A 25,397-nucleotide genomic window follows, 5' to 3' on the forward strand; every position below is an offset into this window, starting at 1 on the left:
AACCCCGCTGTAGTTTAGCGGGGATTTTTTGTTTTTACAGGAAAGGTATTAATGACAAATAAAAAACAACGATTAACATCATTAGATGCGCTGCGCGGAATGGACATGTTTTGGATCTTGGGTGGTCAGTCGATATTCGCAGCTATGTTTGTACTAACAGGTTGGCAAGGGTGGAAGTTATTTGAAGCACATACAGTTCATAGCCCTTGGCATGGATTCACATTCTATGACTTAATCTTTCCGTTGTTTATTTTCCTTTCTGGCGTAGCAATGGGCTTATCGCCCAAACGCATTGATCACCTGCCACTGAGTGAGCGTAAGCCCTACTACCAAAAAGCGGTTAAAAGACTGTTTCTGTTGTGTGGCTTGGGTATTTTGTATAACCATGGTTGGGGAACTGGAATTCCACTTGCCTTAGATGAAATTAGGTATTCGAGTGTACTAGGTAGAATTGCAATTGCTTGGTTCTTCTGCGCAATGTTAGTTTGGCATACGAGCTTGAGGACGACAGGTATTGTTGCAGGCGGAATATTAATTGGGTATTGGATACTATTAAACTTTGTGCCTGTTCCTGGAGGAAATGCAGGTGAACTGGCGGCACCTGGCACTGGTAGCTGGAATGCATGGTTCGATCAAAATTTACTTCCAGGTATTACATACCAAAACCGACCGGTCGACCCTGAAGGGATACTGTCTAGCATCCCAGCTATCGTTAATGCGATTGCTGGAGTATTTGCAGGTCAATTAATAGCTAAAGCAGATAGGCTAGGCCAATGGAAGGTTGCGCTCTGGTTATTTGTAGCAGGACTTGCAGGTGTAGCGATAGGGTGGTTATGGGATATTCAGTTTCCGGTTAATAAAGAGTTATGGACGAGTTCGTTTGTCTTTGTAACGATAGGCTGGAGTGCAATTTTATTAGCCGTGTTTTATGCATTGGTAGATATCTTAAACGGTCAAAAGCTTGCTTATCCATTTGTGATCATTGGTGCTAACTCAATCATCATTTACTTGGCTTCTAGTTTGGTAAATTGGGAGTATGTGAGTCTCAGTGTATTTGGTGGGTTTGTTAACGCTGTGGGGGCTGATTGGCAGCCTCTTATCGCAGTTATTGCACTGCTATTGGCGCAGTTGCTCGTTCTGCATTGGATGTACAAGCGAAAAATTTTCGTTAGTGTTTAGAGACTAACGTGAGCTTAAAAAAACGGCTGCTTTTATGCAGCCGTTTTTTATTGGCATAAAAAAAATACAAGTTTTTCTTCACTTTTACTTTACAAAGCTTTTTTTTCTGATAATAATGACAGCGTTGTCATAATGGTAATAACCTAATACAGTGTATCCCAATTAGGTTTTGATCTGACCTTGTTTTGATTGCACGCGAAGCAAGGATCAGATCCCATTTTTCTTATTTTTTCTCAACATTGAGCTTTAATATCATGCAAATAGTAATTTTAAAAAATGCTGCTGAAGTCGCTGCTTATGGTGCAGATATATTCGAAAAACAATTAAATCGTAAAGCAGAGTCGGTGTTGGGTTTGGCTACTGGTTCAACGCCTGTTGCACTTTATCAAAATTTAATCGAGAAAAACCGCTGTGGTGATATTAGCTTTAAAGATGCGGTTACATTTAACTTAGACGAATATTTAGGTCTTGAAGGTACACACCCACAAAGCTATCGCTTTTTTATGAATGAACAGTTGTTTAATCATGTGGATATCAATAAAGACCACACCCATGTACCCCCTGGAAATGCAAAAAATCCAGTTGAAGCATGTCAAGAATATGAAGCTCAAATTGCGGCAGCTGGCGGCATTGATGTTCAGTTGTTAGGGATTGGTCGTAACGGCCACATCGGATTCAACGAGCCTTCGTCGGGCTTAACATCAAGAACCCGCGTTAAAACGCTTACTAAAGAAACAATTGACGACAATGCTCGCTTTTTCTCTGCAGACGAATACCAGCCGCATTTATCTATCACTATGGGTATCGGGACTATTTTAGACGCCAAAAAAGTGGTTTTGCTGGCAACTGGTGAGAACAAAGCAGAAGCAGTTAAAGCAACTGTTGAAGGCCCGCTAACAGCATCTTGTCCAGCGTCAGCATTACAGTTGCACCGTGATGCCGTGATTGTTATAGATGAAGCCGCTGCGAGCAAGCTAGACAATATTGAGTTTTACAAACACATTGAAGCGGAAAACCAAAAGCTTCAAGCACACCTTGCCTCTCTGTAGTGTGAAATCACACTGTAGTTTTAAAGCCCGAAAGGGCTTTTTTTTTGCCTGAACTCTTGGCAAATACCGATACTATTGTTAGCTTGGCTTCGTAGCAAGTTTTGGGCAACACAATCAGGCATTCTGTACACTCAACTTCGTATGTTAATTGAAGTTGATAGCCCAATGTGTGTATAAAGTGCTTTTGCTTACACCTGCTAGTTTTAATAAAAAACAATGAAACCAAATAAAAAGGACAAGCGTTTGTTGTACTACACACAAATGACGTTAGATAGGGCGTCTGCTCAACGTAAAGATAAAAATTGGTTACTCACTCAATATGGTGAAGGAAGCCGCTGGTTGTTAATCCATAACGACCAAAACCTATTTTCCAATGACCTGTCCAAACTAGCACTTTTAAAGCAGTCTCAAATCGAACAATTTGATAAAAATGAGGCCGTATTTTTAGGTAAAGATGATGAGTTTTCGTATTTTGCGTTGGATGTTTCTAATGTTCCGATTGAAGACTTGCAGAATCGTATAAGGCTTAAAACTGACGACAATCAAAGTGGAGAGTATCAGTTTGCCGATATGCGAAAAGTTGGGCCAAAATTGGAGCAGGTCAGTGCTTCAGTGGGGGTCTTGGCTAGAGGGCTTTGTTATTGGCATAAAACTCATCGTTTTTGTGGTCGCTGTGGTACTGAGAATTTCAGTGTAGAAGCTGGGCATGCGCGGTTATGTAATAACAAAGATTGTAAACACATGACTTTTCCCAGAACAGATCCCGCAGTCATTATGCTAGTAAAGCACACATTTCCTGATGGAATAGAGCGGTGCCTCTTAGGTAGGCAAGCTTCTTGGCCAGAAGGGGTATATTCTACTTTAGCTGGTTTTGTCGACCCTGGAGAAACTCTTGAGCAAGCTGTAGCAAGGGAAGTGGAAGAAGAGGCCGGTGTGAAAGTATGCGATGTGCAATATTTGGCTTCGCAACCGTGGCCATTTCCATCTTCATTAATGCTTGGTTTTATTGCAACTGCCCAAACAACAGATATTTTTGTCGAGCAAGATGAACTAGAGCAAGCGCAGTGGTTCTCTCGAGAAGACCTTAATAAATTTGCGCAATGGGGTGATGAGGTACCAGGTTATAAGCTTACAAGACCAGATTCAATATCACGTTTTTTAGTTGAGCATTGGCGTCAACTACCAGAAAAAGAGTAAAGAATGAAAAAGAATACTAAATTAGCGAGTGCAGGCCGCAAATTACAGTACACCCAAGGTGTGGTTAATCCGGTAGTTCAACGTGCTTCTACCGTTGTCTTTGACTCCGTCGCAGATATGCATGAGGCAATTAAAGAGCGTGGCAATAGGACTTTGTTTTATGGCCGCCGAGGGACAAATACGCACTATGCACTTCAAGATGCCATCACTGAATTAGAGAACGGAGCAGGATGTGCTTTGTACCCCAGTGGTGCCGCAGCGATAAGCCAAAGCTTATTGTCTTTTTTAAAAGCGGGTGACCATCTCTTAATGGTTGACACTGCTTATGAGCCAACACGCGATTTATGTGACAAAATCCTAGCGGGCCTTGGTATTTCCACTACGTATTACGATCCGATGATTGGTGCGGGCGTTAAAGCGCTTATTCAAGAGAATACTAAAGTACTATTTTTAGAATCTCCAGGTTCGATCACCATGGAAGTTCAAGATGTACCTGCGTTAGTTCAAGTTGCTAAGGAAAATGGTCTAATCACCATGCTTGATAATACTTATGGCAATGGCTGGCACTACAGACCTCTAGATCATGGTGTAGATATAAGTATTCAAGCCGCAACTAAGTATATTGTTGGCCATTCAGATGTAATGATGGGTGTAGCTGTAGCTAATGAGGAATACTGGCCTACTTTACGAGAGCACTCGTATTTACTTGGTCAATGCACGTCTGCTGACGACGCCTACTTGGCTTTACGAGGGCTAAGGACCATGCCTGTTCGCTTGCAGCAACATGAGAAAAGTGCGCTAACAGTGGCAAATTGGCTTGCTGAACATCCGCTCGTTGACCATGTTCGTCATCCGGCCCTCCCAAGCAATCCGGGTCATGAGTATTTTAAAAGAGATTTTGATGGCAGCAATGGCCTGTTTTCATTTGTAATGAAGTCAGGAAATCAAAAAGCCATAAACCGTTTTTTAGACAGTTTACATCATTTTAAAATGGGCTTCTCTTGGGGTGGATACGAAAGTTTAGTCACTGCAAATATAACCATGGCAGCGCTTCGAACAACCACGGGGTGGGAGCACGGACCAATTATACGTTTGCATATAGGGTTAGAAGATGTAGAAGATCTGTTAGCCGATTTAGAGCAAGCGCTAAAGGTTTACGAATCTCATCTTTAAGGTTAAAAAAGGGAGCAAATGCAGTGGCTCCCTTTTTTATTGTTATAGGCTTTGTGCGTAGTGGTAAAGTGCTTTTAAAATAGCGACTTTCTTTTCATTGCCCTCGTATTCGAACACAAGGTTTTCAAGAGTAAGCATAAAGTCTTGTGCGTTGATAGACGGACTGTCTTCGCCATGCATCAGTTTTCCTTGGCAATATTTTCGCCAAGTTTCAAGCTCAGATTGGGATAAACTCTCTGGCCAGTTTCGGGCTCTGTATCTAAATAATAGAGTATGGAACTTAGGATCTTCAAAGTCCAGTGCTAGGCTACTTAGCTCAACAGGGGACGCGTTGCGGACGATTGCCAACTTTGCTTTATCAGCCTTGCTAATAAAGCCATTGTAGAGCTGATAATCTGGGTTCGTTGTATCACTAAAGTCTCCCTGATCAGCGAAAACTTGAGAGACCTTATCGCGCAACTCTGGATGCGATTTTAAAAACTTTAAATGTTCTAGGCATTGTTCTCTGTCAATACCTAAACGGGCAGCATTTTCGGGTAGCAATGTTTTTGCTGGTGCAAGAATAGGGCACTTATTTATATGAACAAGCTTTAAGCCGACAGGAAGCTCGCCTTCTTCAAGATCTGCGTGTTTGGTGTATAAACGCGCTCTTATTTCTTCGACGGACAAATCCACAAGTACGCTTGGGTCGTGTGTTAGATTAAAGCAGACAACCGCATTTTTGTTTACAGGATGAAAGCTCATAGGTGCAATCCAAGTAGTGCACCCCTGAGCAGCAGGGATCTGTGATGAAGTGTGGACCAAAGGCTGCATATTAAATACATCGACCAGTTCAGTCAGCGCTTTCTTTGTTCGTAAATTGAAGAAAAACTGATATAGCTTTGGCTGTTTTTCTTTAATTAATTTGGCAAGAGCTATAGTTGCAGTTACATCACTCAATGCGTCGTGTGCCGCACTGTGTTCAATGCCATTTGCCACCGTTAGTTCTTCAAGCCTAAAACTTGGCGAGCCGTCTTCTTTTAATGGCCACTCAATGCCTTCTGGACGCAGCGCATAGCACGCTCGCACCAAATCAATAATGTCCCATCGGCTGTTGCCATTTTGCCATTCACGTTCATATGGGTCATAAAAATTACGATACAAACTATAGCGTGTAACTTCGTCATCAAAACGAATGCTATTGTAGCCTGCAACACACGTATTTGGCTTGATAAACTCGGCATGGATCTTCGCCATAAATTCGCTTTCTGGAAGACCGTGTTTAAGTGCGTGTTGAGGCGTGATCCCAGTGATTAAACACGCTTCGGGGTGTGGCAAATAGTCAGGTGCTGGTTGACAGTATTCAATCAGAGGCTCGCCAATAATATTTAAGTCATAGTCAGTTCTAATACCAGCAAACTGGCTTGGCCTGTCTTTTTGCGGGCTCGCCCCCCATGTTTCATAATCGTGCCAATAGATAGTTGGGATATTTTCGACATTTTCTTTTGTATGTAATTGTTTGTTTTCTTTCATAAACTTGAGAGCTATCTATTGTGCTTAAGTGATTGGTTGCTAACGCTATCATAGTAACACATTTACAAAGTGGCTTCGATTCATAATCGTTTAAGTTATGTTTATGATGGAGTGTAACAGGGCTTTCGATCTGTTTGGTAGATTCGAGAGGCTGCGTATCTCGTTGCAATTAGATTGGGAGAGAATCAATGACTCTGACCCTTTTGATTTAGATTGGGAGAGAATCAATGACTCTGACCCTTTTGATTTACTGACCCTTTTGATTTAAGCTAACGTCTCAGTGATATAAAAGATGGGCGCATTCATAATTAAAACTTGATATTAATAATAAGCCTTAAAAAGAAAGATATGAAAAAGTATAGGTAAGCGAGCATGGTCAGCTTTGCGTATCCCTCAATTAATAATGAACAATCAACAAGGAAGGTAAGAAGGGAAATTTAAAAATCGCTTTAAATTTTTGCTTAAGCCTATCTCTCGTTGTAGCTATCCAATATTATTGAAAGTACTGGTTTAATAAGTGTTAGGCTTTTTTACCAGTGTTTTTTGTTGTTATTCTTTATGTGCACGAAAGCATTTTGCAGTATGGGCAGTAGGAACATATTAAAGTAATGAATAAGGATTACATGATGAAGCTCAAGAAAAAAAGTTTAAAGCAGCTATCTACGAAGTACTTGTCGGGAGTGGCGGGTGGAAGTGGTACCAGAGCAAGCGAAGAGCCACCACAAGTTATGGGAATGACTATAAAGACTGCTAGTAAAGAACTAATCGCCAAAACTTTATAAACTTGGGATATTAAAAAATGAAATTCAAACTAGAAACTTAAAAGGGTAGTATTAAAAAGAATTATGTATGCAAGCAGAGGTGACTCAATTGTAGAGCCATCTCTGGTTAAAGTATTAGTAATTGCCTATTAGCTAATTATCAATTGCCCGAATTTCTCCTTAGATTATTTTTGTTACTCTTTCATTTTACGGGCAGAATATAGAGTAACCGTTAATCTAATTTCAAACAGAGTCATTCTTAACGGTGATGGCAAGAGCTGAGACTGTTCAGCTCTTTATTGTGGGAAATTAATTCCAAGTTGGGACAGCTGTGGATCAACCAGTTCAATTATCATTAATTTCTTTTGAAGCTGGAGACTAGAACTTTGGATGTGCTAAGCCTCCTTTGATTGTGTGCCTTTTGTCTTCTTGCCCCAAAAGGTTCTAAAAAGACGCATAAGCCCTAGAGTAGATACGGTGATCCCAACCATTATGAATTCAACATACCATGGAACACCATTATAGCCCATAGCTTCCCAGCCATCGGCCATGTACGGTTGCATAACGGGTATAAAATGCAATACAAAAAGAGTGAGGAAGAAAAGAATAATTACCTCATCCATAATGGTTCTATCTCGGCGCTTAAGCACCAGCAAGTCGTAATCTGCATCGTTTTGCTCGGCCTGCAAACAGCGTTGGGTTTGGGCATTGAACTGAGCAATTTTAAAATTGTGCTCGGCACGTGCAACTTCTGCTGCCATCTCCATCGCGATACGTTTTCGCTCTCGATAGCTACCGGTTAAATCAGCTATAGGGTTGGTGATAAAAGATAGAATTGCATTTAAAGTACTCATTGGCTTTCCTAATATGATTTCAACTTGAATAGCACTTATTTCTAGCTTTCTAAAGTGCTTTTTAAACATGACTTTAATTCTGATAGCAAAGACGTTGTTGATTTGTGTTTGTGAAACTACTCGTTACTGTAGAGCAGCGATTTGCGCGATGTTAGTAATATAACATTAGTGATTAATCATTTTATTTATAATTGCTGGTTTTATTTTTCCATATATAAATCATCTGTTAAACAAAATTTAACACTGGATGATTTATTTAATATAATTTAGTTTAAGTTTGTGATTCGCTTTTTATTTCCGTGCTCTTGGCTTAATGTATATTTGTGTTTCTTATGCGAGGTTATGGAAAATGAAGCTGAAAAAATCAAAACTTAAAGAATTGTCGTTTAAAGATCTAAATAAAGTTCGAGGAGCAATGAAAGGTCCTGGAACTGAAGGTGTGACTGCAACGACAGATATGTTTGAGCCGCCAACAGTTGAGTAATGCTAGCTTTGTACTTTTATATGAAGCTTAGATTTTAGCTATTATTTAATAGAGGTTTTTGTATTGGAAGTGGGGTATTATTAAATCTATTGTCTCTTTAGGCTCATTAGATTGTAGTTTAAGTTATAGAAAGTGACGCTCATTGAAATTAATGAGTGAGCTTGATTTTTAATATTGAGCACTGCTTTTTAATGTGATTAGCTGGCGGTTGGTTTTTGCTGTTTATATTTCAAAGTCTGTTTATGCTTTAAAAGCTATTTGTATTTATAAATTTATTTGTCTTTTGTTAGTTGGTGCTTTTTGTTTGTGGTTTTTTAAATGGATGTAAAGCTATTAAAGCTTGTAGTGTTAAATTCTGATAATTGGTATTGAGGTTTTATGCTCAAGTTGGGGTTTTTACCTGTAAACACCCCTTGTTTTATTGTGTAAATATATTTTTATATTGGTGCAGAAGGCGCGTATTCTAGCAAATTTTTTGGAATACAGTATTTGGTACAAAATGTAACACTATTCGAGTCGTGTTTTTAGTGTTCACCAGTATAATTGATGACATATCAGGGAGTGAACGTTATCGTTTAATTTTACTATGTTGAAGAAATATGAAGCTGAAAAAAAAGAACTTAAAGAGACTGTCTTTAGAAGCGCAAAAGTTAGTCAAAGGTGGTAACGGTGCCACATCACTGCCAAGTGACATTGATCTAACCACAGCTAGAGGCGATGAGCCACCTGCAGGTTAATCTAGACGAAGAACAGGGCTCGGTTTACTAAGCCCTGCATTTGATAAATTTATAAATGCTGTTTGAACCAATTCGCAATTTCTTTATGAGACTTTGCCTTGTTGTTGCGCAAGCCATGGCTGTCTCCAGCGTACAAAACAAGTTTATGAGGGACACCAGTTTTAGAAAATGCTTTTGCAAGCGTAATTGAATGATTTACAGATACCCGCTTGTCCTTTGTACCATGAAGAAGCAGCACCGGAACGTCTGAAGGTAATTGGTCAACCCATCGCAATACAGAACGTTTTTGTAGTTCTGAAGTTTTATTTTTCTCATAGAGTGGAATTCGCTTTTTATATACATTTTCCATCTCAGGGCGGTATTCAAGTCCTTTTAATAAATCAGATACGCCTGCAATACTAGCGACTGCTTTAATATTATTCATTTTCTTGAGTGCTAAAAAAGTTTGCATAGAACCTCTACTTGCACCATACATTCCGACTTTGGATGAGTCAGCTCCAACTATTGCTGGAATGAATTTTTGCAGTGCGACTACATCATCGACGTCTTTTCCGCCAAACTCATCAAGTAATTTATATTTTGAGTTAGAGCGCCTATATTGACTTCCAATAATTACAAACCCTTGATCTGCGACAGGGAATAGGTTGTTCATCATCGAGCCAAAAACCATAGTGCCAAAAGAGCCATTCCCCCCACGATTGTATATAAGTACAGGCAGTGGTTTGTCATGCAATTTTGGTTTGATGACATACCCTTTGACATCAATGCCATCGTTTATATATTGGAACGTCTTACAGGACAGGCTATCTCTAAAATATTCAAACTGCTTGCGGCTAAAGTTTTCCTCGAACCTTTTAATATATTTTTTTACTTCACCTTCGGATTTAAGCTGAGTACTCTTTTTTTCAATTAAAAATTCTCGCCATGAGTTGTAATCGGAAAAGATGCCTTTGAAACAGTCAGTTTGTATTTCAGCCTGCTCATGATTAATTAATGGGCTACTAATTGCATCGAGCGAAAATATACTAAATGCGAACAAAGCTAACCTAAACCTCATTTGACCTCCTTTTGTTTTTATTAGATGGAGCGATAAAGTCATCACTATAAAGCGCTTTTTTTAACTGAACCTTAATGATAAATATAATTGTCCTAGACAAATTTAAGAGCTTGAAGCACTAGGTGTGGTTCTTAGGAGAGAATAACAAGCCAAAAAAGGCATCTGAAAGTATAAATATAAAGTGGGCGGGAGATAGACAAACTAATAAATTGGTGTCAAAAGGTGCCACTTTTTAATATTTTTTCCGTCTCCCATTGCGAAGAGTTACTTATCTCCTCGCATGCCCCGCTGACCCTGTGAGCGAATGCCCATTTCTAACTCTCTTTTTTGTCTAGCCATGTATTCTTCGAGTTCTGTGCGTTTACGCAAACCGACTCTATAACCTTTTTTGTATTCTAAACTCATATCAAGTGGGCAAATGTCAGAAGCTTCAAGTCCTTGCTCACCGTGTCCATGCCCTAATTCGTACGTACAATACTCCAGTAAGCCATCACTGTATCCGTCGACAAATAGCTCTTGTGCTTCGGGTGCCAACTTTGAACCACACTCACGTTTAACATTATCAAAGGTTCTCACATTCTTGCCAGATTGCGCCGCTTCATAACCGAGTTTCTTCCAGTCTTCAGCAATGCAATCGGCGTAAACTAATTGTTCGTTAGTTGAATTACAACCGGATAAAAATAACATCATGAAGGGAGCAAGTGAAAAAAGTTTCATCATTAATGTTCCTTATAGTTTATTGGTGTTTTCGATTTTTGTAATGTTGGCAAGTATTTCAATTTTATCTTGAAGGCCCTGTGTTTCGGGATATTTACTGTTTACGTCTAGCAATAAGTTATATGCTGCTTGTATATCGTCGGTGTTGATATAAAGTTGAGCTCGGCCAAGCATTGCTTGCAATTTAACATTTTCAAAAGACTGTGCTCGAATAAATAATTGTTCGGATAAAATAAAATTTTTCTGCTGAAGCTGCAGGTAGGCATAGGACAATAGGGCGCTTGAGTTATTTGCATTTTTTTGTAGTGAATCTGCGTAGTATTTGCTTGCCTGAGTTAGTTTGCCTTTTGCTTCTAGAATTTGTGCTTGTGTATAAGCTAGCGTACTTTTGTCAAAGTCACTCAGTGTATCTGAGTCGGCAAAATGATTTAGAAGCCACTCACTGTCGCTCCATCTGTTTGCTGCGTTAAGCCTATAAAGGTAATTTCCTACTTCAGAAAATTTAACCTTATTTTCTTTTGCACTACTTTTTAAAAGAGACATAGCTCTGTCGTAATGCGATTGTTCAAAGTGCAGGCTTATCATTACGAGTTTGTTTTGATGAGGTAATTCTCCTAGTAAAAGCGCATACTCTAAACTTTGAAGCGCATCTAAATTTTGTTTTTGCTCAAGGTTAATTGCAGCTTTAGTTAGCCACAGAGATTGGTTGAGAGTATCTTTCTCAATAAATTCCTCGAGAAGTGCAAGTGCAGAGGGGAACATCTTAGCCTGAACAAGTGAGGTTAGCAGACCTTGTTGCCATTGGCGGTTATTTGGTTCAAGACTATACGCCTTTTGGTAGGCATATAGGGCACTAAACGCGCCATTGCTTTGCAAGTTTAAATATCCCAACTGGCCATGTACCATAGCATTGTTGGAACCATAGGAAATAGCTTTGGCAAAATGCGTTTGAGCTTTGTAGAGCTGCTCAGTAAAAAGATATAGTTGACCCAAGTCTTCATGTGCCCGAACGAGCTGTGGTTTCCTCTTTAGTATATATTCGTAGACTTTAATTGCTTTACTATATTCTTTGAGGGAAAAATAAACTTGCGCTTTGATCATCAAAAGAGCCGGACTAAGTTCAATATTATAATACGTCACTAGCTCATCGCGTACTTGTTTATAGTCCTTTTTGTCTAGCAAAGACTTTAGCTTTTCAGCTAGCTCATACTCATCAGGTGCAAGTGTGACTTCTCGGTCTGAATATTCCTCGCTAAATGCGGGCAAAACAAAGTTAATGGGAGCTAGTTCAAGTTGAAACTGTTGCGCCTTGACGCACAAACTAGCAAATATAAAAGAGAGCAACGCAAGACCATAAGCGTGTTTTCGATTCATTAGATTATCCATAATTAAAGTTTATTCCGTATAGATATACTGCTTGAACAGCTTTACCTTCTTTTCTGGGGACTTCGAATTTTGCATGTTTTACCCAAGTCCTTATGGTTTCATTCATTTCTGGAAAAACAGGGTCGATAATTCTTTTCACAAAAGGTTTCCCAGTTTGGTCAATAATAAGCTCAACGGATGTTTCAATACGTTTTTGGCCATATTTTCTAACTGTTTTGGGTGGCCTTACATACCTTTGGGAAACCACTTTTGGGACTCTATCTAGGTGCTCCACATTTAACATTGGAACACTAGCAGAAAAGTGACTGGTAAATTTGAGTTTATCGGTAGAGATTTTTGGTAGGTTTAGCTTGTTGGCTGTTGGGATCTCCATTACGTTTTTTACACTATATTGTACTTTTACAGGTCCTCCGAGTCCCTTTACATTGAGAGCGCTTGATTGCCCAGACGTGTGATGAGTCTGGGTTATTGGAGGAGGTGGTGGAGGAGGGCTAATCATGGCAACGTCTACTCGGTTAATCTGCAACTTATCGGGTGACTTACCAGTTGAATTATCCAATACGACTAAAAATAGAAACAAAGACAGCGAAAGAGTCAAAGCTGATATGCCTAATAATAATCGGGTAAAAGTCACTTTTAAGCTATCCATTACTTCTGCTCTTCAGTTGCTAAGTTAATGTTTTTAATACCCGCAAGTTTGGCTTGGTCAATTACTTTCACCAGTAAATCAGTGGTCACAGACTTATCTGCCTGAATAATGAGAGGCCTTGCATCTTTTCTATTTAAATGTTCAAGGGTGCTACGAATGCCATGCACTCCAATATTTGCTCCTCCGTATATTACTTGTCCATCATTGGTTATAGCGATTAAGAAGACATTCTTTTCTAAGCGCTCGCTAGATACTGCTGAAGGTTTGTTTACTTCAACGCCTGTTTCCTTTACGAATACAGTTGTAACAATAAAAAATATCAACAGAATAAATACAACATCTAGCAGTGGTGCTAAGTCAATCTCATTACTATTTTCTTGCTCAGTGCGCCGTTCAAATGAAGATCTCATGAGTGACCTCGCTGTTTTTTTAGTTTGAACAATACTAATTGACGGAAAACCAAAGAGGGTATTGCCAGTACTAATCCAAGTTTGGTGGTTATTAGTGCGTTGGAAATACCACCTGACATGATGGCTTGTTGGCTTAATACTTCAAAGATTGAGATAAATTCAAATGTGTCGAGTAAACCTTGAATTGTACCAAGCAAGCCGAGCAGTGGTTGGGCCGAAATTAAAGCAAGCAGTCCTGTTTGCCAGTTACGTACTTTTACTTCCCAACCTTGTGAGGGGGAGGCGAAATAAAGATCAAATAAGATGAAATAAGTGAAGCTAGCAAGGCCGAGCAACGCTAAAACTACTTTGTTTGAAAGTAAAGAAGTCAGCTCAGCCATGCTGTGGTCCTTTACCTGTAATTTCAACTTTGCTGAGTAGTAGCGCCAGAGTTTCTAGGGCAGATTGATAGCTTTTTACTTTTCTGGTGAGTAGGGCACTGATTATGAGTGATGGGATCGCAACGATTAAGCCTAACTCAGTTGTAATAAGAGCTTGAGAAATCCCTCCCGAAACGACCGAAGCATCTCCTGAGCCGAAAACGTTCATCATCATGAATGTATGGATCATACCCGAAACAGTACCAAGTAGCCCAAGCAGTGGTGCGACCGCAGCACACGTTGTCACAACTCCTATGTATTTTTCATTGCTTGCTTTGTATTTTGACAGTTGGGCTATTAATAAGTCATCACGTTTTTGAGAGACTGGATTTTTATCTATAATACCCATGAGTGACTTTTGAATAGGCTCTAAATCTTCAATTAGCACGGCGAATTCATCAACAGCCAATGGTTTATCGTTAAATACCGACATCTGGGTTTCTAGTTTTTTGAGGTTTGGCAAACGAGTAAGCTGAACACTTTTAACTATACCAATAATTAGTGCCGCCAATGCGAAGCAAATAATAGGGACTGCCCAAGTTCCACCGCGTTCGATGTACTCAAGAAAAGAAAATTGAGTTTGATTGAGTTTCGCAGCATTGCCCAAAGTTGGATCAAAGGTAATGCGAGATACTCCATGCTCTTTTAGCGCTGATATATGTGTATATATATTGCCTTCACTCGTAAAAGGATGAACTTGAGCTTTATCACTGCTTCCAATTCTTGAAACGATACCGGCTTCTTCATTATTAATCGCGTATTCAATAGGACCAATTTTAATACTTTCAAAGTTGGCCAATTTGTTATCGCTGCCGATAAGCTGTGTTGAGCGAAAGCGAGGCGTCAGTTTTGAATCGAATTGTGCAATAAAATGCATGGTATTAAGCCTACCAGTTTCATTCGAAATCTTACTGTTTGTTTGCTGCTCGAAAGATGTGATTAACTGTAGTTGGTAGTTTTGTTGGGCTTGCCATTGTTGATTACGCGTTTTTAAGTTATCGATATTTATTAGTTGTTCATCTTCTAATCTGCGTATGTTTTTTGCCTGACTACGAAGTGCCTTTACACGCTGCAACTGCGCATGAAGCTTATTGGCAAGTGCCTTATGCTCTTTGTCTATTTTTAATTGTGAGGCTTCAAGTTTATTCTTTGCAATTGCAATACGACTCAGTAATTCATTGGAAGTATTCGAGTTGCCTTTAGCGGCAAAGCTACAAACCAAAAATAGAGTAAAGCTGATTATTCGTATCATAGCTTGTCTCCGTATCTTCGCTCTATCGCAAGGGGCAGTTGAACATAACGAGCCCTTGTAGGTTGCTTTATTATGTCAGTAACTGCAGATATTTGAGCATTAGATAATTCAGTTCCTAGAATTTGTGTTGTTTGCGGACCATGCCACCAATGCCACTTGCTGTTATCACTTCTACCATACCCGTAGTATTGTTTGTCTGCTGATATATACCAACCTTGAGATAGTCCTAGATAGACTTGCTCAGCGAGGATTGATTTGCTCTCGTCTTTTGAAAATGATACTAAGCCCGTGTGAAATACAACTTGATCATCGAAATCGTAAGCTTGTTTGAATAGTTTTAGAATGCTGTCTAATTTGTTTGAGTTCGCCTGGGGGGCTAAAGTTATAAGTGTCTCTTGCCACTTTTTCTGTAACGGTAAAGGAAGCCTTGGCTGTACAGACTGCATGTAATTTACAAGGTTGTCCAAATCCGTAGCCAATGAAGCGTCATACTCTTCGAATTCTGCTTGTTGTGTGATGAGTTTTTGCCTTTGTTGCGACACTTCATTTTTATTACTGCGGTTTCTCTCAAGTAATCGTTCGAGCTCTTGTTGTTCTTTTTGTAATAGTGAAATTTGTTGCTGTAGCTTTGTTTTTCGCTCAGCCCAGACGGAATTTAATGTGCTTTGTTGTTTTTCTAGTTTAAGCCACTGATCAATGAGTTGAATATCTTGGTTAGCAGATGCTCCAAAACACATAACCCAAAAGGTTAGTACGAGCATTGGGCGAAGATATTTTGCCACTATAAACTTCCTTATTGTTGTTCGATATATATGTTGTGATTAATAGTTGTGCAATATTTATATTAGAAAGGCTGTTGATAAAATGTCAATTAGACTATTTAACACACATTATTAATATGAATTTTATTGAATTTAGAGGGGTATCAATTAAGTGCTAACTGTTGATAGTTATACGTTTTAAGGCAATAAAATAATAAAAGCGCTACATTATTGCTAAGTTATAAATTTATTAATTATATCTGTTGATTATTTTTCAATCGGAATGATTGCAATAAAAGAAGGGGAATTGGGTATTTTTAAAAGCTGTACAACGAGTGCCGCTCGCTATACAGCTTTTGACTGTTCCTAATTAAAAGCTAAAACTGACTTTTGCATAGTAAGTCATACCGTCAAAGCCATAGGGCAGTGCTCTCAATGGGTAGCGCATTGCACCATTGGTAATGAAGTTTAATACCTCATCCTCACCAAGTTCGTCAGGTGTTTCATCGAAAATATTATCAATACCCACAGATAAATTAAGATTTTCAGTTAGCTCATAACCAAAATTCACGTCAACTAAGACCGCGGACTCTACTACACTGGTCTGTTGCCAGCTATTTGTAGGAGATAGAAAATCTGGAAGAACAATGTGTCTACCAGCAAAGTAACTTACTTCGGTTTCGCCAAAATAATTGAACCTCAACAACGAAGACCATTGCTCAGTTTGATAATCAAACGTCAAAGTAGCTCGTTCTTGTGGTTGCCCATGAGTTAAAAACGAACGACGCTGCTCATCAAGTGCAATGGTATCTGGAATGCCTTCAGGTGAATTGACTCTATCGATGGTCGTTTCATTTTTATTAGCTGCAAAGGTAATTTCAAGCTCGCCATCTCCAAAATCGGTATTGTATGATGCAATTAAATCAACCCCTTTGGTGGTTGAGTCTAAAGAGTTCGAGAAGAAGTTCCCTTGAACAGCGCCTGTGGCTTTTAGGGCGGTATTTGCGTCGGCAAAATTTGTAAGTTCAGCGCTATCGGCACCGATAAAGCTGCCTAAGTTAATTCTGTCGTAAATTTTGATTTGATAGAAATCTAAAGTTAGCGATAAATTGCTGCTAACATCCCAAGCTAAACCCAAGTTGTAGTTATCTGATGATTCGAGTTTTAATCCATCAATCCCGAGTGCAGAAGGGAAAGGAGATCCTGCCGTTGCGGTATATGAAGTCGCTAGAGAGCCATCACCACCTAATGTGGTTGTAAAAGCTGTGTATCCTGATTGTTGAAGGGATGGTGCTCTGAAGCCTGTAGAGGCTGCGGCTCTGACAGCTAGATCCTCTGTAATTTCATAGCGGCTAGCTAACTTCCAAATGGTGTCATCACCAGAGTCGGAGACGTCTTCATATCTGAGTGCTGCACTAACGAGCCAATTCTCATTGAGTAGGGTTTCAGCTTCGATGTAAATGGCGTGACTTGAACGGTCTGCGTTGTTTGCTGCATCTGGTCTAAGGCCTTGGTATGCTTGAAAACCACAATCAGCAAATACTTCAGAATCTATTACAGAAGCAAACGAACGCTCTGCGTTGGACGCACCACACGCATAAGAAGCGACTTCACCAGGCACAATTTGATAGTTCTCTTTACGATATTCTGCACCAATAGATAGGTAGATTGGCTCGGCATTGTCTCTATCGATTACCCCATTGATATCTAAATTTGTGGTCCATTGATCAAAACGGAATCCACCAGAGTATCCACCTCTAGGTCCAGCATTGTCAGCGATATCTTGGTTGCTAGCGTTTGGATTATTTGCAAGGTACTCTGCTGCGTAGGACGCATTGATAGTATTCGACGAAGAGTAGTCGTACTGGTTTTCACCATATACAGTTGAAAAATCAAAGTTCCAATCTGGATTAATATCGCCTTTTATACCAATTGCGAAGGAGATATCTTCCGCTTCATTATCAATACGAGGTAAAAAACCGTCAGGGTATACTTGCGGTACGTTACGTTCTGCACGATCAAAATCACGATAAAAACCATTGCCTAGGGCCGTTCTATTGGAATAACCAGCAAATGAGTAGAGTTCTTTGTCTCCCACAGGGAGCGCTGCGTTGTAGAAAACAGAAATAAACTCACTGTCTGAATTTCCTTGACGCCAGCGAACAGATTCTGACAGTTCACCTTTTGCAATTGTAGATGATCCCCCAGTATCTCTTTCTGCTCTATTGGTGCCGTCCGCATCTCTATATTCTAAAGATACGTTGATAAAGCCACCTTCATTACCAATATCGAAACCGCGGTTCAAGCCAAGTGCATACGTATCACCATCACCTTCTCCAGTTGAACTACCTTGGAAAAACCCGGTAGTGACACCAGTCGAATCATTCAGAGATAAGTTGATTACGCCTGCAATTGCATCGGAACCATATCTTGCTGCAGCACCGTCTCGTAAAATTTCAACATTTTTTAGTGCCATCATTGGAATGGAATTCATGTCAGTTCCCGCAGCGCCTGCGCCTACTGTCCCTGACAAGCCGAAGATGGCTTGAGTATGTCGCCTTTTACCATTGATTAGCACCAATGTTTGATCTGGTTGTAACCCTCTCAAAGTTGCTGGACGAAATAAATCTGAACCATCAGATACTTGAGTTCTACTAAAGTTAAAAGAGGGGGCAATTGATTGAAGGCTTTGCCCTAATTCTGTGAAACCACCTTTATTAAGTTGCTCGGTATCTAATATATCAATTGGAGAGGTCGACTCGGTGGCGGTACGGTTAGAAACTTTTGAACCGAGAACTGAAATAGTTTCAATTTTTTCTTCGGCTGGTTCATTGGCTTGCGCCATCGTGGTACTGGCCAATAGTGCTAACGCTATTGGTGATAGCTTGAGAGATCCTGTCATAACTTACTACTCTATAATTATTTTTTATTTTAACGGCTTTGCCTGCCTTAGACGTTGTCATAAATAAAACTCAAGTGCAATATATTTGTTCTAAATATGTAAACAGAATATCGTGCGTAACACTATGAATTACCTTCAAGTATTTGTGCTGCAATAGTTTCGAGCTCAGAACGCAGCCATATTAGACCTTGGTCTAAGTTGAATGAAGGATGCCACACCATGAACAATTTATAGTCAGGCAGAGCTAGAGGTGGTTCTAATATCTGTACATTTTCAGAGTCCTGTTGCCTAAGTAAGAGTGCTGGGACTGTAGCGATTAAATCACAGTTGCTCACCAGTTCAACTGCGTTCATAAGTTGGGGCACTATGGCCGCTATTTGACGTGTTTTTCCGAGTCTTTCAAGTTCATTGTCTAAGCTTGCGCTTTCAGCTCCCCAAGGAGAGATGAGTACATGTTTTGCGCTTAGGTAAGCCTCTAAAGAAAGTTTATTTAAAACTATCGGGTGTTGTTTCTTAGCAATGACGCGATAGTGCCCAGATATTAATTTCTGCTGGCTCAGATTATTTGCAAAAGCATGTGCGTGACTAAATGTCAGTACCAAGTCGATATGATTAGAAGACAATGCTTGAATTGGGATCTCCGAACTAAGATCAATGACCTTAATTCGTATATTGCTGTTAAGTGTAGACAGTGTGTTTAGCAGAGGATAGATAAACAGTTTAGTTGTGAAGTCTGTTGCGGCAATGACAAATTGGCGCCTAGAAGTATTCATCTCAAAACTGTCAATGCTTTTGGCAATTTGACTGAGTAACTCTATACCTTGTTGTGCGAGAGGTTGAATATCGATTGCTTTTTGTGTGGGTAGCATCTTTCCTTTAACTCGAACAAATAGCGGATCGTTAAAGGCTATTCGGAGTCTTTTTAACGCGTGGCTCATTGCTGATTGACTCAAACTTAAGTTATCAGCTGCATCGGATACACTTTGCGTTTTGTAAAGTGCGTCAAGCACTAGCCATAAGTTCTGATCAAATTGTCTGAGATCCATTGTATGTACCAAATTCATGTATATCTGAAAAATGTACATTTGATTCATCTGATATTGCAACTTAATCTAGTTTTAGATAACTCAGGAATAATTAAGATGAATAAGAACTCAGTAATTAATTTTGCACAAAAGCTGGCATTGATTAATGAACATTGGTCACCCAAAGTAGTTGCGCAACTCAATGACTATCAACTGAAGTTGGTAAAAGTAAAAGGGGAGTTTACTTGGCATCAACATGTTGATACAGATGAATTATTCCTCGTTATAAAAGGTTCGATGGATATCCATTTTAAAGACAGGGTTGTACCATTAACAAGTGGTGAGATGTACGTAGTTAAAAAAGGCGAAGAACATAAACCGGTTGCAACCGATGAGTGTCATATTTTAATTATCGAACCAAGTGGAGTGGTAAATACAGGTGACGCAGGTGGTGAGTTGACAGCGGATAATGATGTCTGGATTTGAATCTAAATAAGACTAGGGCCAAATCATTAGCCCCAAAGTTAATTTTTTAAAGGTTGTTTATGTGAAAGGTCGTTCTTTCATGCACGATGCCATGGAGAATAACACTTTTAATTTTGTTATAGGCTTCTACGCTCGTGAGAGGATTTGATCTTAGAAGCAATAAATTCGCTACCTTACCAGGCAATACTGCCCCATATTTAGACTCAAGTTGATAGGCTTTGGCATTGTTTATCGTTGCACTGGCTAACAAGCCAACAAGATCAACACCAGCGTGATGCATATCCCTTAGCTCCCAGAAAGTGGACAACCCAGGTTGAGAAGCATAAGTGGGTGCTGGTGGCGTATCGGAGCCCAATAATATTGGCGCTCCTTTTTTGTAAAGGTAATTTAAAACACGCTTGCCGTTAGTTTGTTTGGACTGCATGTATTTAAATTTTTGCTGGTGGCTCATGGCCTTCCACCCTGACAACATCTCTCTGGCAAACCACTGACCATTAGGGGACTTGTACCAATCCAACTGCCAATTTGGTAGCACTGTTTTGTATTTATTTTTATTTAAGTGACCGGGAACCATCACGTCTGTGAGGCTGCGCATTACGTTTAAAGAAGGCTGATAATAGGTATTTTTCTTCAGAATCTGATTCGCAACGCGTTTTACATTTATTGGTAGGCTGTTAGCGAGACTCGCTTCTTGCTGGTGTTCATCCAACCAGTTCCATATACCGTGTGCCAATATATCTATATTGTTTTGTAGCGCAATTGATTGCATATCTGTGGCATTGGCATGGACCATAACCGGTAGCTTTAGTCTATTTGCTTCAGAGGTTATTTCTTTGACACTTTCCTGATTGATGAGCCGGATATTCTTAGCTTTATCAAAACCATCTTCTATAAAAATTTTAGCGCAGATTGCGCCATCTTTTTTGAGTCTTCTGACCGCAGTTTTTGCTTGATGCAAAGATGTTATTGATGGAGTCGATAGGTGGCTCGGATCATCGTGTTGATGAACGTAATAGGCTCGCTGTTTATGAAGGTTTTGGTATTTAATTCCTTGGGCCGCATAGCCTTGATAGATTGGCATTGCGCCGCAAAAATAAGCATCAGGTGAAAATGAATGACTGTTAAACTCAGCTATGCCCTGTGCCGTATTTGCTGGGTCGATGACTTGTGTAACACCGTAGTACAAATAATTGGCCCCTTGGCGTTTTAAAAATTGGGATTGCATTTTTTTGGCATCGTTATCTGTTTTTAATAGTCCAGGCATTGTTCTTAAGTGTGTATGGCTGTCGGTTAAACCTGGAATTAAAAATAGCCCATTTGCATCTATCATTGTGTTGGCAATTGGCCTAGTCGAGTTATTTGATACTTCAATTATTTTTCCATTGCTAATTGAGACCCAATGATTAGTTTTTATGGATACTTCACTTTGGTTGATTGGTGATATAATGGTTGCATTATCGATTAGCAAATCTACTTTGGCGTGTGCTAAGTTAGCTGCCAGTAGAGAGAGTATTTGAGCATATTTTTTCATATAACCTCCTGTAAAAAGGCGAACTTAAAACAACCTGGGCATTAGGAAATGAAATTCTCATAACAGAGAACTAAAATTTTTCTTAAAAAAATAAAAAGCAATAAAAACAAAAAGTAATATGAGTCGTGAGATTGAAACAGTTCAGGTAGGAAACTGGGTTGTGACACCTAAATTAAACAAAATAAAGCATGTAGAAACCATGGCGGAGCATGTGGTGACGCCAAAGGTGATGATGCTACTCACTACTTTGATTGAAAATCGCAATTGTCCATTGAGTGTTGATGAGCTTGCTCAGCTAGTTTGGCCTGATAGAGTTGTGTCTGATAACTCGGTCTACCAAGCTGTTGCAATGCTTAGAAAAGTGCTCAATGAAGACAGTGATATTCACGATTACATTGAGCGAATTTCGAGTCAGGGCTACAGGATTGTGCCACAAGTAGAGATTGTGCGAGTTGATAGTGCTCCTCAAGAAAAAAATCGCTCGGCCCCGCTAAATATACTGATTGGAGCCCTCATTACAGTAACCTGCATAATTGTCATTACTAAGTTATTCAACTCACTTGTCAAAAGTTCACCAGTCAATGATCCATACTTCGAATCAGTCTCGTTAGCGCAGCACTTGGCGAGCAAAAAACGGGCGGAAAAAATCATCAAAGCGAAACAAATATATTCGGAGGTGCTAGAGAAAAACTCGCAACATACTGGTGCAATGAGTGGGTTGTGCAATACCTATATGGCCTTGGCTACATATGGCTCATTACCAGAATCAAAAGTAGAGCCATTGTGTCGCCCGTTGTTGGAAGCGGCGATAAAACTAGACAGCAATAGTGTCGATGTCTTAACTTCCATGGCGAGATTAGAGACTTTAAGTAAAAATTATAATGTTGCAATACGGTATTTTTCTAAAGCTCTAGATTTGTCAGGTAACTCTCCAATGTTGTGGTATTGGGATGGTCGATATTACCGAGAGACGAATAATCTAAATGAAGCCCTAAAAGCGGACTTAAAAGCGTTCAGACTTGCGCCAAATGATCCAACTGTTCTCAGAGGTCTCGCTTACACCTATCTAAACCTTAGGGATTTGAAAAGTGCACGTAAGTATTTTGAACGCAGTGTTGAAATTGCACCACACATTAAAAACATACCGCTGTATCAATTAGACTTTTATCCATTAAACATTGAACTTGCTGAAAGTTATCGAAATTGGTTTACGACCCACATCGAAGATCACACAAAGATGTATCCCTTACATCGTTTGTCTCATATTTTATTTTTATTGAGTATTGGTAACTCCAAAGACCCTCAAGAAGAGTTTGAGAAAATAAAGCCAAGCCAAAGAGCGTCATCTTTTGGTTTATATGTAGAAGCTGCTATTAGCTGGCATCAACAAGATAAAGCAAAAGCTGTCACGTTATTAAAGCAAAGGTATTTATTGGCCCCGCAAGATAGCCATTATGTCATGCCATACATTATGGGATTGTATCAAACTCAAAAATTTAAAGAGGCTAATCGGATTTTCGAAAAACACTTTAGTGAAATTAGCATGATGAACCATCAGGTTCGCGGCAATGTTGGCAATTATCTATTGTACTCGTTTATTCTTCAGGGCTTAGGAGAGCATGAGAAGGTTGCAGCTATTCAAAAATTAATGGCTGACCAACTGGCTATACGAAGCGCTATAAAACCACGCTACCTGCCTTATTGGCATTTCTTAGATGGTGACCAGCAAAAGGTTGTATCCTCTCTATTTGAGTTGTTAAACACTGGGTGGCTGCCAGATGCCAATGACAATATGTTTGTGGTGGAAATGTTTAGCGGCTTAATCGAAGATGAGCAAATACGAAGTTCTTGGCTTATAAAACTCGAAGACATTCAAAAAAACGTGCGTCAGCAAGTTACAACCTTACCATAATGTGAACTCACTACTAGCCTCAGCCTCTAAGCGTACCTTTGAGCGAGCATAGCACTCATTAAATGTTTGATTGCTTGTCATTATTAGTTGAGGTTATTTTGCCGGTGAATTGTGTGCTCAAATCTATTGAAAATTTTAAGTAACCTGACTTCTCAACACTGTTAGGTCGCGAAAAGTGTTGCAGCTAAAATTACCAAACCTGCTTATAAAATCACAACACCTCCTCACATTGAAATTCTTTGTAATTAAATTGGTTGCTTCTGGTTTTGATGTGTTAATCATGTTGTTTTTTTGTATTGTTTTTTGTTCTTGATTAAGCTTAATGGGGCGAGCCTCTTAGAAATATAAATAGAGATACTTTTAGTCAGAAGAGAGATATTCAGTGGCCTCTTATGATTTAAGGATAATAAAAGAGTACTAAAAATATGTTAATTGCGCATTCTAATAGCTCAAAAATTCAGGACAACTTTTTTTCCAATAGCTATAAATTGCTAGAAAAGATAGGGCAAGGCGGCTTTGGGGAGGTGTATAAAGCGACTCAAGTTAGCACCGGCCAATTGGTTGCCATTAAGTTTCTTCGAATATCTTCCGACCTCGAGGAGGACAAGAAAAGTCGCTACATAGCCAGGTTTCATAGAGAAATTGACTTGATAAGCAGGTTGCACCATCCAAATATTGTCCACTTAATCGATAGGGGAAAGTGTGATGGAGGGTTGATCTATGCAGTTTATGAATATATTGATGGACAATCGCTTAAAGACTTCCTAGCCAGCAATGGCCCTTTATCTGCTTTGAATGCAGCGGACGTTATGGCTGGCGTACTAGATGCCCTTGCGCACGCTCACGCCAAAGGTGTCATTCACCGTGATATCAAACCTGCAAATATTATGCTGTTAAAAGCGGGAGCCAAGCTGCATGTCAAAGTTTTAGATTTTGGGATTGGAAGTCTAGTACAAGAAGCTAGAAAACTCGATTATGAAAGTATCACATTAACCCAAGAAACCTTAGGAACACCGGCTTACAGTGCGCCTGAGCAATTGCGAGGCGAACCGCCAGTATCCCAGACTGACATATACGTATGGGGTCTTGTTTTTCTGGAGTGTTTGACCGGAGAAACAGTAATGCGAGGATCGAGCTTAGCTTCAATATTTCATCAGCAACTGAGCCCCGCGAATATTCCTTTGGATGTATTGGCAGGACATGACTCAGCTTCGTTAATGCGAAGAGTATTAGATAAAAAAGTAGATCAAAGACCTAAGGATGCAGTTGAGCTATACAAAGTCTTTCGCAAAATAAATTTTGCTAATTTAGTTGGGACTTTAGCTCCCTCAAGCGCTAAATTAGAATCAAAACCAGTCGAACAGTCCACGCAAACAATAGCAAAAACACTTACTCAAGAAGTATCGGATACCCGCTTCGGTTTGTCTTACACTAGGCTAGCAGAGAGAAAGCAAGTAACTATTCTCTGCATCATACTGGGGTGTGAACCGATTAATGGTGCGCAAGACGGTGCGCAAGATGTCATCGATACGTTACACGCAGATCAGCTTCAGCAGTGTATTGATATTGCAACTAGATTTGGCGCTTACCATGTAGGTACGTTAGGAGATACATTAGTATTTTATTTTGGCTACCCAAGAGCCAGTGACAGTGATAGTAGGCTGAGCGCAAGAGCTGCATTGGAGGTTGTGAGCAGGATACATAGTAAAAATGCACTTCTTAAATTAAGCCACGGCATTGTGTCTCATTTGAAGATGGGAATGGAAACTGGCTCGATGGTGAGTCTCGCGAATAATATGCCAGAGGGAAGAGCTGCTCATAATGCCATCGAAATGGCTCGTTGTGCTAACAGTGGTCAAATTGTTTGCTCTAAAAATGTAAAGCAGCTGCTAGATGCTTATATAAACTTTGAACTTGTGCATATGTAACTGCCCCAGTTTTAGT

Annotated in this window: 23 protein-coding genes; 10 read left to right on the plus strand and 13 right to left on the minus strand. The window is 39.7% G+C overall.

Annotation, left to right across the window (positions count from 1 at the left end; genetic code table 11):
• Positions 1 to 51 precede the first annotated feature (51 nt).
• The 4 genes from nagX to N475_RS21560 all read left to right on the plus strand — a co-directional run bounded on the left by nagX (position 52) and on the right by N475_RS21560 (position 4,598).
• On the plus strand, positions 52 to 1,179 hold the full coding sequence (gene nagX, locus N475_RS21545; protein WP_063365934.1) for a transmembrane glucosamine N-acetyltransferase NagX: 1,128 nt from the start codon (positions 52 to 54) through the stop codon (positions 1,177 to 1,179).
• A 254-nt stretch (positions 1,180 to 1,433) separates the two neighbouring features.
• Complete coding sequence (nagB, locus tag N475_RS21550; protein ID WP_063365935.1) at positions 1,434 to 2,228, plus strand: glucosamine-6-phosphate deaminase; 795 nt, start codon at positions 1,434 to 1,436, stop codon at positions 2,226 to 2,228.
• A 261-nt stretch (positions 2,229 to 2,489) separates the two neighbouring features.
• Positions 2,490 to 3,425 carry an NAD(+) diphosphatase gene (gene nudC, locus N475_RS21555; protein WP_081215983.1) on the plus strand — a complete coding sequence of 312 codons (936 nt, stop codon included), beginning with the start codon at positions 2,490 to 2,492 and terminating at the stop codon, positions 3,423 to 3,425.
• A 3-nt stretch (positions 3,426 to 3,428) separates the two neighbouring features.
• On the plus strand, positions 3,429 to 4,598 hold the full coding sequence (locus N475_RS21560; protein ID WP_063357945.1) for a cystathionine beta-lyase: 1,170 nt from the start codon (positions 3,429 to 3,431) through the stop codon (positions 4,596 to 4,598).
• Positions 4,599 to 4,640: 42 nt separating this feature from the next.
• Here N475_RS21560 and sbcB read toward each other — a convergent pair whose 3' ends face one another.
• Positions 4,641 to 6,110 carry an exodeoxyribonuclease I gene (sbcB, locus tag N475_RS21565; protein ID WP_063357946.1) on the minus strand — a complete coding sequence of 490 codons (1,470 nt, stop codon included), beginning with the start codon at positions 6,108 to 6,110 and terminating at the stop codon, positions 4,641 to 4,643.
• A 608-nt stretch (positions 6,111 to 6,718) separates the two neighbouring features.
• Between sbcB and N475_RS25575 the strand changes: the two genes are divergently transcribed.
• Positions 6,719 to 6,892: a hypothetical protein gene (locus N475_RS25575; RefSeq protein ID WP_155730937.1), complete on the plus strand. Its 174-nt coding sequence runs from the start codon at positions 6,719 to 6,721 to the stop codon at positions 6,890 to 6,892.
• 374 nt (positions 6,893 to 7,266) lie between these two features.
• Here the strand turns inward: N475_RS25575 and N475_RS21570 are convergent, their stop codons facing one another.
• On the minus strand, positions 7,267 to 7,725 hold the full coding sequence (locus N475_RS21570; protein WP_063365941.1) for a hypothetical protein: 459 nt from the start codon (positions 7,723 to 7,725) through the stop codon (positions 7,267 to 7,269).
• Between the two features lie 349 nt (positions 7,726 to 8,074).
• On the opposite strand from N475_RS21570, the gene N475_RS26230 reads away from it, so the two are divergent.
• On the plus strand, positions 8,075 to 8,209 hold the full coding sequence (locus N475_RS26230; protein ID WP_264373392.1) for a hypothetical protein: 135 nt from the start codon (positions 8,075 to 8,077) through the stop codon (positions 8,207 to 8,209).
• 599 nt (positions 8,210 to 8,808) lie between these two features.
• A complete protein-coding gene (locus N475_RS25580) occupies positions 8,809 to 8,946 on the plus strand; it encodes a hypothetical protein (RefSeq protein WP_155730938.1) in 138 nt (45 codons plus the stop codon).
• Between the two features lie 49 nt (positions 8,947 to 8,995).
• Here N475_RS25580 and N475_RS21575 read toward each other — a convergent pair whose 3' ends face one another.
• From N475_RS21575 to N475_RS21620, 10 genes are all read right to left on the minus strand, one after another.
• Positions 8,996 to 10,003 carry an alpha/beta hydrolase family protein gene (locus N475_RS21575; RefSeq protein ID WP_063357947.1) on the minus strand — a complete coding sequence of 336 codons (1,008 nt, stop codon included), beginning with the start codon at positions 10,001 to 10,003 and terminating at the stop codon, positions 8,996 to 8,998.
• 264 nt (positions 10,004 to 10,267) lie between these two features.
• On the minus strand, positions 10,268 to 10,723 hold the full coding sequence (locus N475_RS21580) for a DUF2799 domain-containing protein (RefSeq protein ID WP_063357948.1): 456 nt from the start codon (positions 10,721 to 10,723) through the stop codon (positions 10,268 to 10,270).
• A 9-nt stretch (positions 10,724 to 10,732) separates the two neighbouring features.
• The gene (locus N475_RS21585; protein ID WP_162269623.1) at positions 10,733 to 12,094 is read right to left on the minus strand and encodes a tetratricopeptide repeat protein; all 1,362 of its coding nucleotides are present in this window, start codon (positions 12,092 to 12,094) and stop codon (positions 10,733 to 10,735) included.
• Between the two features lie 4 nt (positions 12,095 to 12,098).
• Positions 12,099 to 12,755, minus strand: coding sequence for a hypothetical protein (locus N475_RS21590; protein WP_063365936.1), 657 nt, complete (start codon positions 12,753 to 12,755; stop codon positions 12,099 to 12,101).
• Positions 12,755 to 13,165, minus strand: coding sequence for an ExbD/TolR family protein (locus tag N475_RS21595; protein ID WP_063357951.1), 411 nt, complete (start codon positions 13,163 to 13,165; stop codon positions 12,755 to 12,757). The genes N475_RS21590 and N475_RS21595 overlap by 1 nt, the downstream gene beginning before the upstream one ends.
• The gene (locus N475_RS21600) at positions 13,162 to 13,545 is read right to left on the minus strand and encodes a MotA/TolQ/ExbB proton channel family protein (protein ID WP_063357952.1); all 384 of its coding nucleotides are present in this window, start codon (positions 13,543 to 13,545) and stop codon (positions 13,162 to 13,164) included. The genes N475_RS21595 and N475_RS21600 overlap by 4 nt, the downstream gene beginning before the upstream one ends.
• The gene (locus tag N475_RS21605) at positions 13,538 to 14,836 is read right to left on the minus strand and encodes a MotA/TolQ/ExbB proton channel family protein (protein WP_063357953.1); all 1,299 of its coding nucleotides are present in this window, start codon (positions 14,834 to 14,836) and stop codon (positions 13,538 to 13,540) included. Before N475_RS21605 ends, N475_RS21600 begins: the two co-directional genes overlap by 8 nt.
• A complete protein-coding gene (locus N475_RS21610; RefSeq protein WP_063357954.1) occupies positions 14,833 to 15,618 on the minus strand; it encodes a DUF3450 family protein in 786 nt (261 codons plus the stop codon). Before N475_RS21610 ends, N475_RS21605 begins: the two co-directional genes overlap by 4 nt.
• 349 nt (positions 15,619 to 15,967) lie before the next feature.
• Positions 15,968 to 18,499, minus strand: a complete 2,532-nt coding sequence (locus N475_RS21615; RefSeq protein WP_063357955.1) for a TonB-dependent receptor plug domain-containing protein — start codon at positions 18,497 to 18,499, stop codon at positions 15,968 to 15,970.
• 122 nt (positions 18,500 to 18,621) lie between these two features.
• Complete coding sequence (locus N475_RS21620) at positions 18,622 to 19,545, minus strand: LysR family transcriptional regulator (RefSeq protein ID WP_063357956.1); 924 nt, start codon at positions 19,543 to 19,545, stop codon at positions 18,622 to 18,624.
• Positions 19,546 to 19,641: 96 nt separating this feature from the next.
• On the opposite strand from N475_RS21620, the gene N475_RS21625 reads away from it, so the two are divergent.
• A complete protein-coding gene (locus N475_RS21625; protein ID WP_063357957.1) occupies positions 19,642 to 20,010 on the plus strand; it encodes a cupin domain-containing protein in 369 nt (122 codons plus the stop codon).
• Between the two features lie 46 nt (positions 20,011 to 20,056).
• On the opposite strand, the gene N475_RS21630 is transcribed toward N475_RS21625, so the two are convergent.
• Positions 20,057 to 21,541, minus strand: a complete 1,485-nt coding sequence (locus N475_RS21630) for an amidohydrolase family protein (protein WP_063357958.1) — start codon at positions 21,539 to 21,541, stop codon at positions 20,057 to 20,059.
• A gap of 118 nt (positions 21,542 to 21,659) precedes the next feature.
• Between N475_RS21630 and N475_RS21635 the strand changes: the two genes are divergently transcribed.
• Both N475_RS21635 and N475_RS21640 read left to right on the plus strand, forming a co-directional pair.
• The gene (locus N475_RS21635) at positions 21,660 to 23,453 is read left to right on the plus strand and encodes a winged helix-turn-helix domain-containing protein (RefSeq protein ID WP_081232484.1); all 1,794 of its coding nucleotides are present in this window, start codon (positions 21,660 to 21,662) and stop codon (positions 23,451 to 23,453) included.
• 425 nt (positions 23,454 to 23,878) lie between these two features.
• The gene (locus N475_RS21640) at positions 23,879 to 25,381 is read left to right on the plus strand and encodes a protein kinase domain-containing protein (RefSeq protein WP_063357959.1); all 1,503 of its coding nucleotides are present in this window, start codon (positions 23,879 to 23,881) and stop codon (positions 25,379 to 25,381) included.
• Positions 25,382 to 25,397: the final 16 nt, after the last annotated feature.

The organism is Pseudoalteromonas luteoviolacea DSM 6061, from assembly GCF_001625655.1.
GTDB classification, from domain to species: domain Bacteria; phylum Pseudomonadota; class Gammaproteobacteria; order Enterobacterales; family Alteromonadaceae; genus Pseudoalteromonas; species Pseudoalteromonas luteoviolacea.

What these genes read in the sequence shown, in the direction of transcription:
- nagX (WP_063365934.1), top strand. Translation starts at nt 52, where the DNA reads ATGACAAATAAAAAACAACGATTAACATCATTAGATGCGCTGCGCGGA.
- nagB (WP_063365935.1), top strand. Translation starts at nt 1,434, where the DNA reads ATGCAAATAGTAATTTTAAAAAATGCTGCTGAAGTCGCTGCTTATGGT.
- nudC (WP_081215983.1), top strand. Translation starts at nt 2,490, where the DNA reads ATGACGTTAGATAGGGCGTCTGCTCAACGTAAAGATAAAAATTGGTTA.
- N475_RS21560 (WP_063357945.1), top strand. Translation starts at nt 3,429, where the DNA reads ATGAAAAAGAATACTAAATTAGCGAGTGCAGGCCGCAAATTACAGTAC.
- sbcB (WP_063357946.1), bottom strand. Translation starts at nt 6,110, where the DNA reads ATGAAAGAAAACAAACAATTACATACAAAAGAAAATGTCGAAAATATC.
- N475_RS25575 (WP_155730937.1), top strand. Translation starts at nt 6,719, where the DNA reads ATGAATAAGGATTACATGATGAAGCTCAAGAAAAAAAGTTTAAAGCAG.
- N475_RS21570 (WP_063365941.1), bottom strand. Translation starts at nt 7,725, where the DNA reads ATGAGTACTTTAAATGCAATTCTATCTTTTATCACCAACCCTATAGCT.
- N475_RS26230 (WP_264373392.1), top strand. Translation starts at nt 8,075, where the DNA reads ATGAAGCTGAAAAAATCAAAACTTAAAGAATTGTCGTTTAAAGATCTA.
- N475_RS25580 (WP_155730938.1), top strand. Translation starts at nt 8,809, where the DNA reads ATGAAGCTGAAAAAAAAGAACTTAAAGAGACTGTCTTTAGAAGCGCAA.
- N475_RS21575 (WP_063357947.1), bottom strand. Translation starts at nt 10,003, where the DNA reads ATGAGGTTTAGGTTAGCTTTGTTCGCATTTAGTATATTTTCGCTCGAT.
- N475_RS21580 (WP_063357948.1), bottom strand. Translation starts at nt 10,723, where the DNA reads ATGATGAAACTTTTTTCACTTGCTCCCTTCATGATGTTATTTTTATCC.
- N475_RS21585 (WP_162269623.1), bottom strand. Translation starts at nt 12,094, where the DNA reads ATGAATCGAAAACACGCTTATGGTCTTGCGTTGCTCTCTTTTATATTT.
- N475_RS21590 (WP_063365936.1), bottom strand. Translation starts at nt 12,755, where the DNA reads ATGGATAGCTTAAAAGTGACTTTTACCCGATTATTATTAGGCATATCA.
- N475_RS21595 (WP_063357951.1), bottom strand. Translation starts at nt 13,165, where the DNA reads ATGAGATCTTCATTTGAACGGCGCACTGAGCAAGAAAATAGTAATGAG.
- N475_RS21600 (WP_063357952.1), bottom strand. Translation starts at nt 13,545, where the DNA reads ATGGCTGAGCTGACTTCTTTACTTTCAAACAAAGTAGTTTTAGCGTTG.
- N475_RS21605 (WP_063357953.1), bottom strand. Translation starts at nt 14,836, where the DNA reads ATGATACGAATAATCAGCTTTACTCTATTTTTGGTTTGTAGCTTTGCC.
- N475_RS21615 (WP_063357955.1), bottom strand. Translation starts at nt 18,499, where the DNA reads ATGACAGGATCTCTCAAGCTATCACCAATAGCGTTAGCACTATTGGCC.
- N475_RS21620 (WP_063357956.1), bottom strand. Translation starts at nt 19,545, where the DNA reads ATGGATCTCAGACAATTTGATCAGAACTTATGGCTAGTGCTTGACGCA.
- N475_RS21625 (WP_063357957.1), top strand. Translation starts at nt 19,642, where the DNA reads ATGAATAAGAACTCAGTAATTAATTTTGCACAAAAGCTGGCATTGATT.
- N475_RS21630 (WP_063357958.1), bottom strand. Translation starts at nt 21,541, where the DNA reads ATGAAAAAATATGCTCAAATACTCTCTCTACTGGCAGCTAACTTAGCA.
- N475_RS21635 (WP_081232484.1), top strand. Translation starts at nt 21,660, where the DNA reads ATGAGTCGTGAGATTGAAACAGTTCAGGTAGGAAACTGGGTTGTGACA.
- N475_RS21640 (WP_063357959.1), top strand. Translation starts at nt 23,879, where the DNA reads ATGTTAATTGCGCATTCTAATAGCTCAAAAATTCAGGACAACTTTTTT.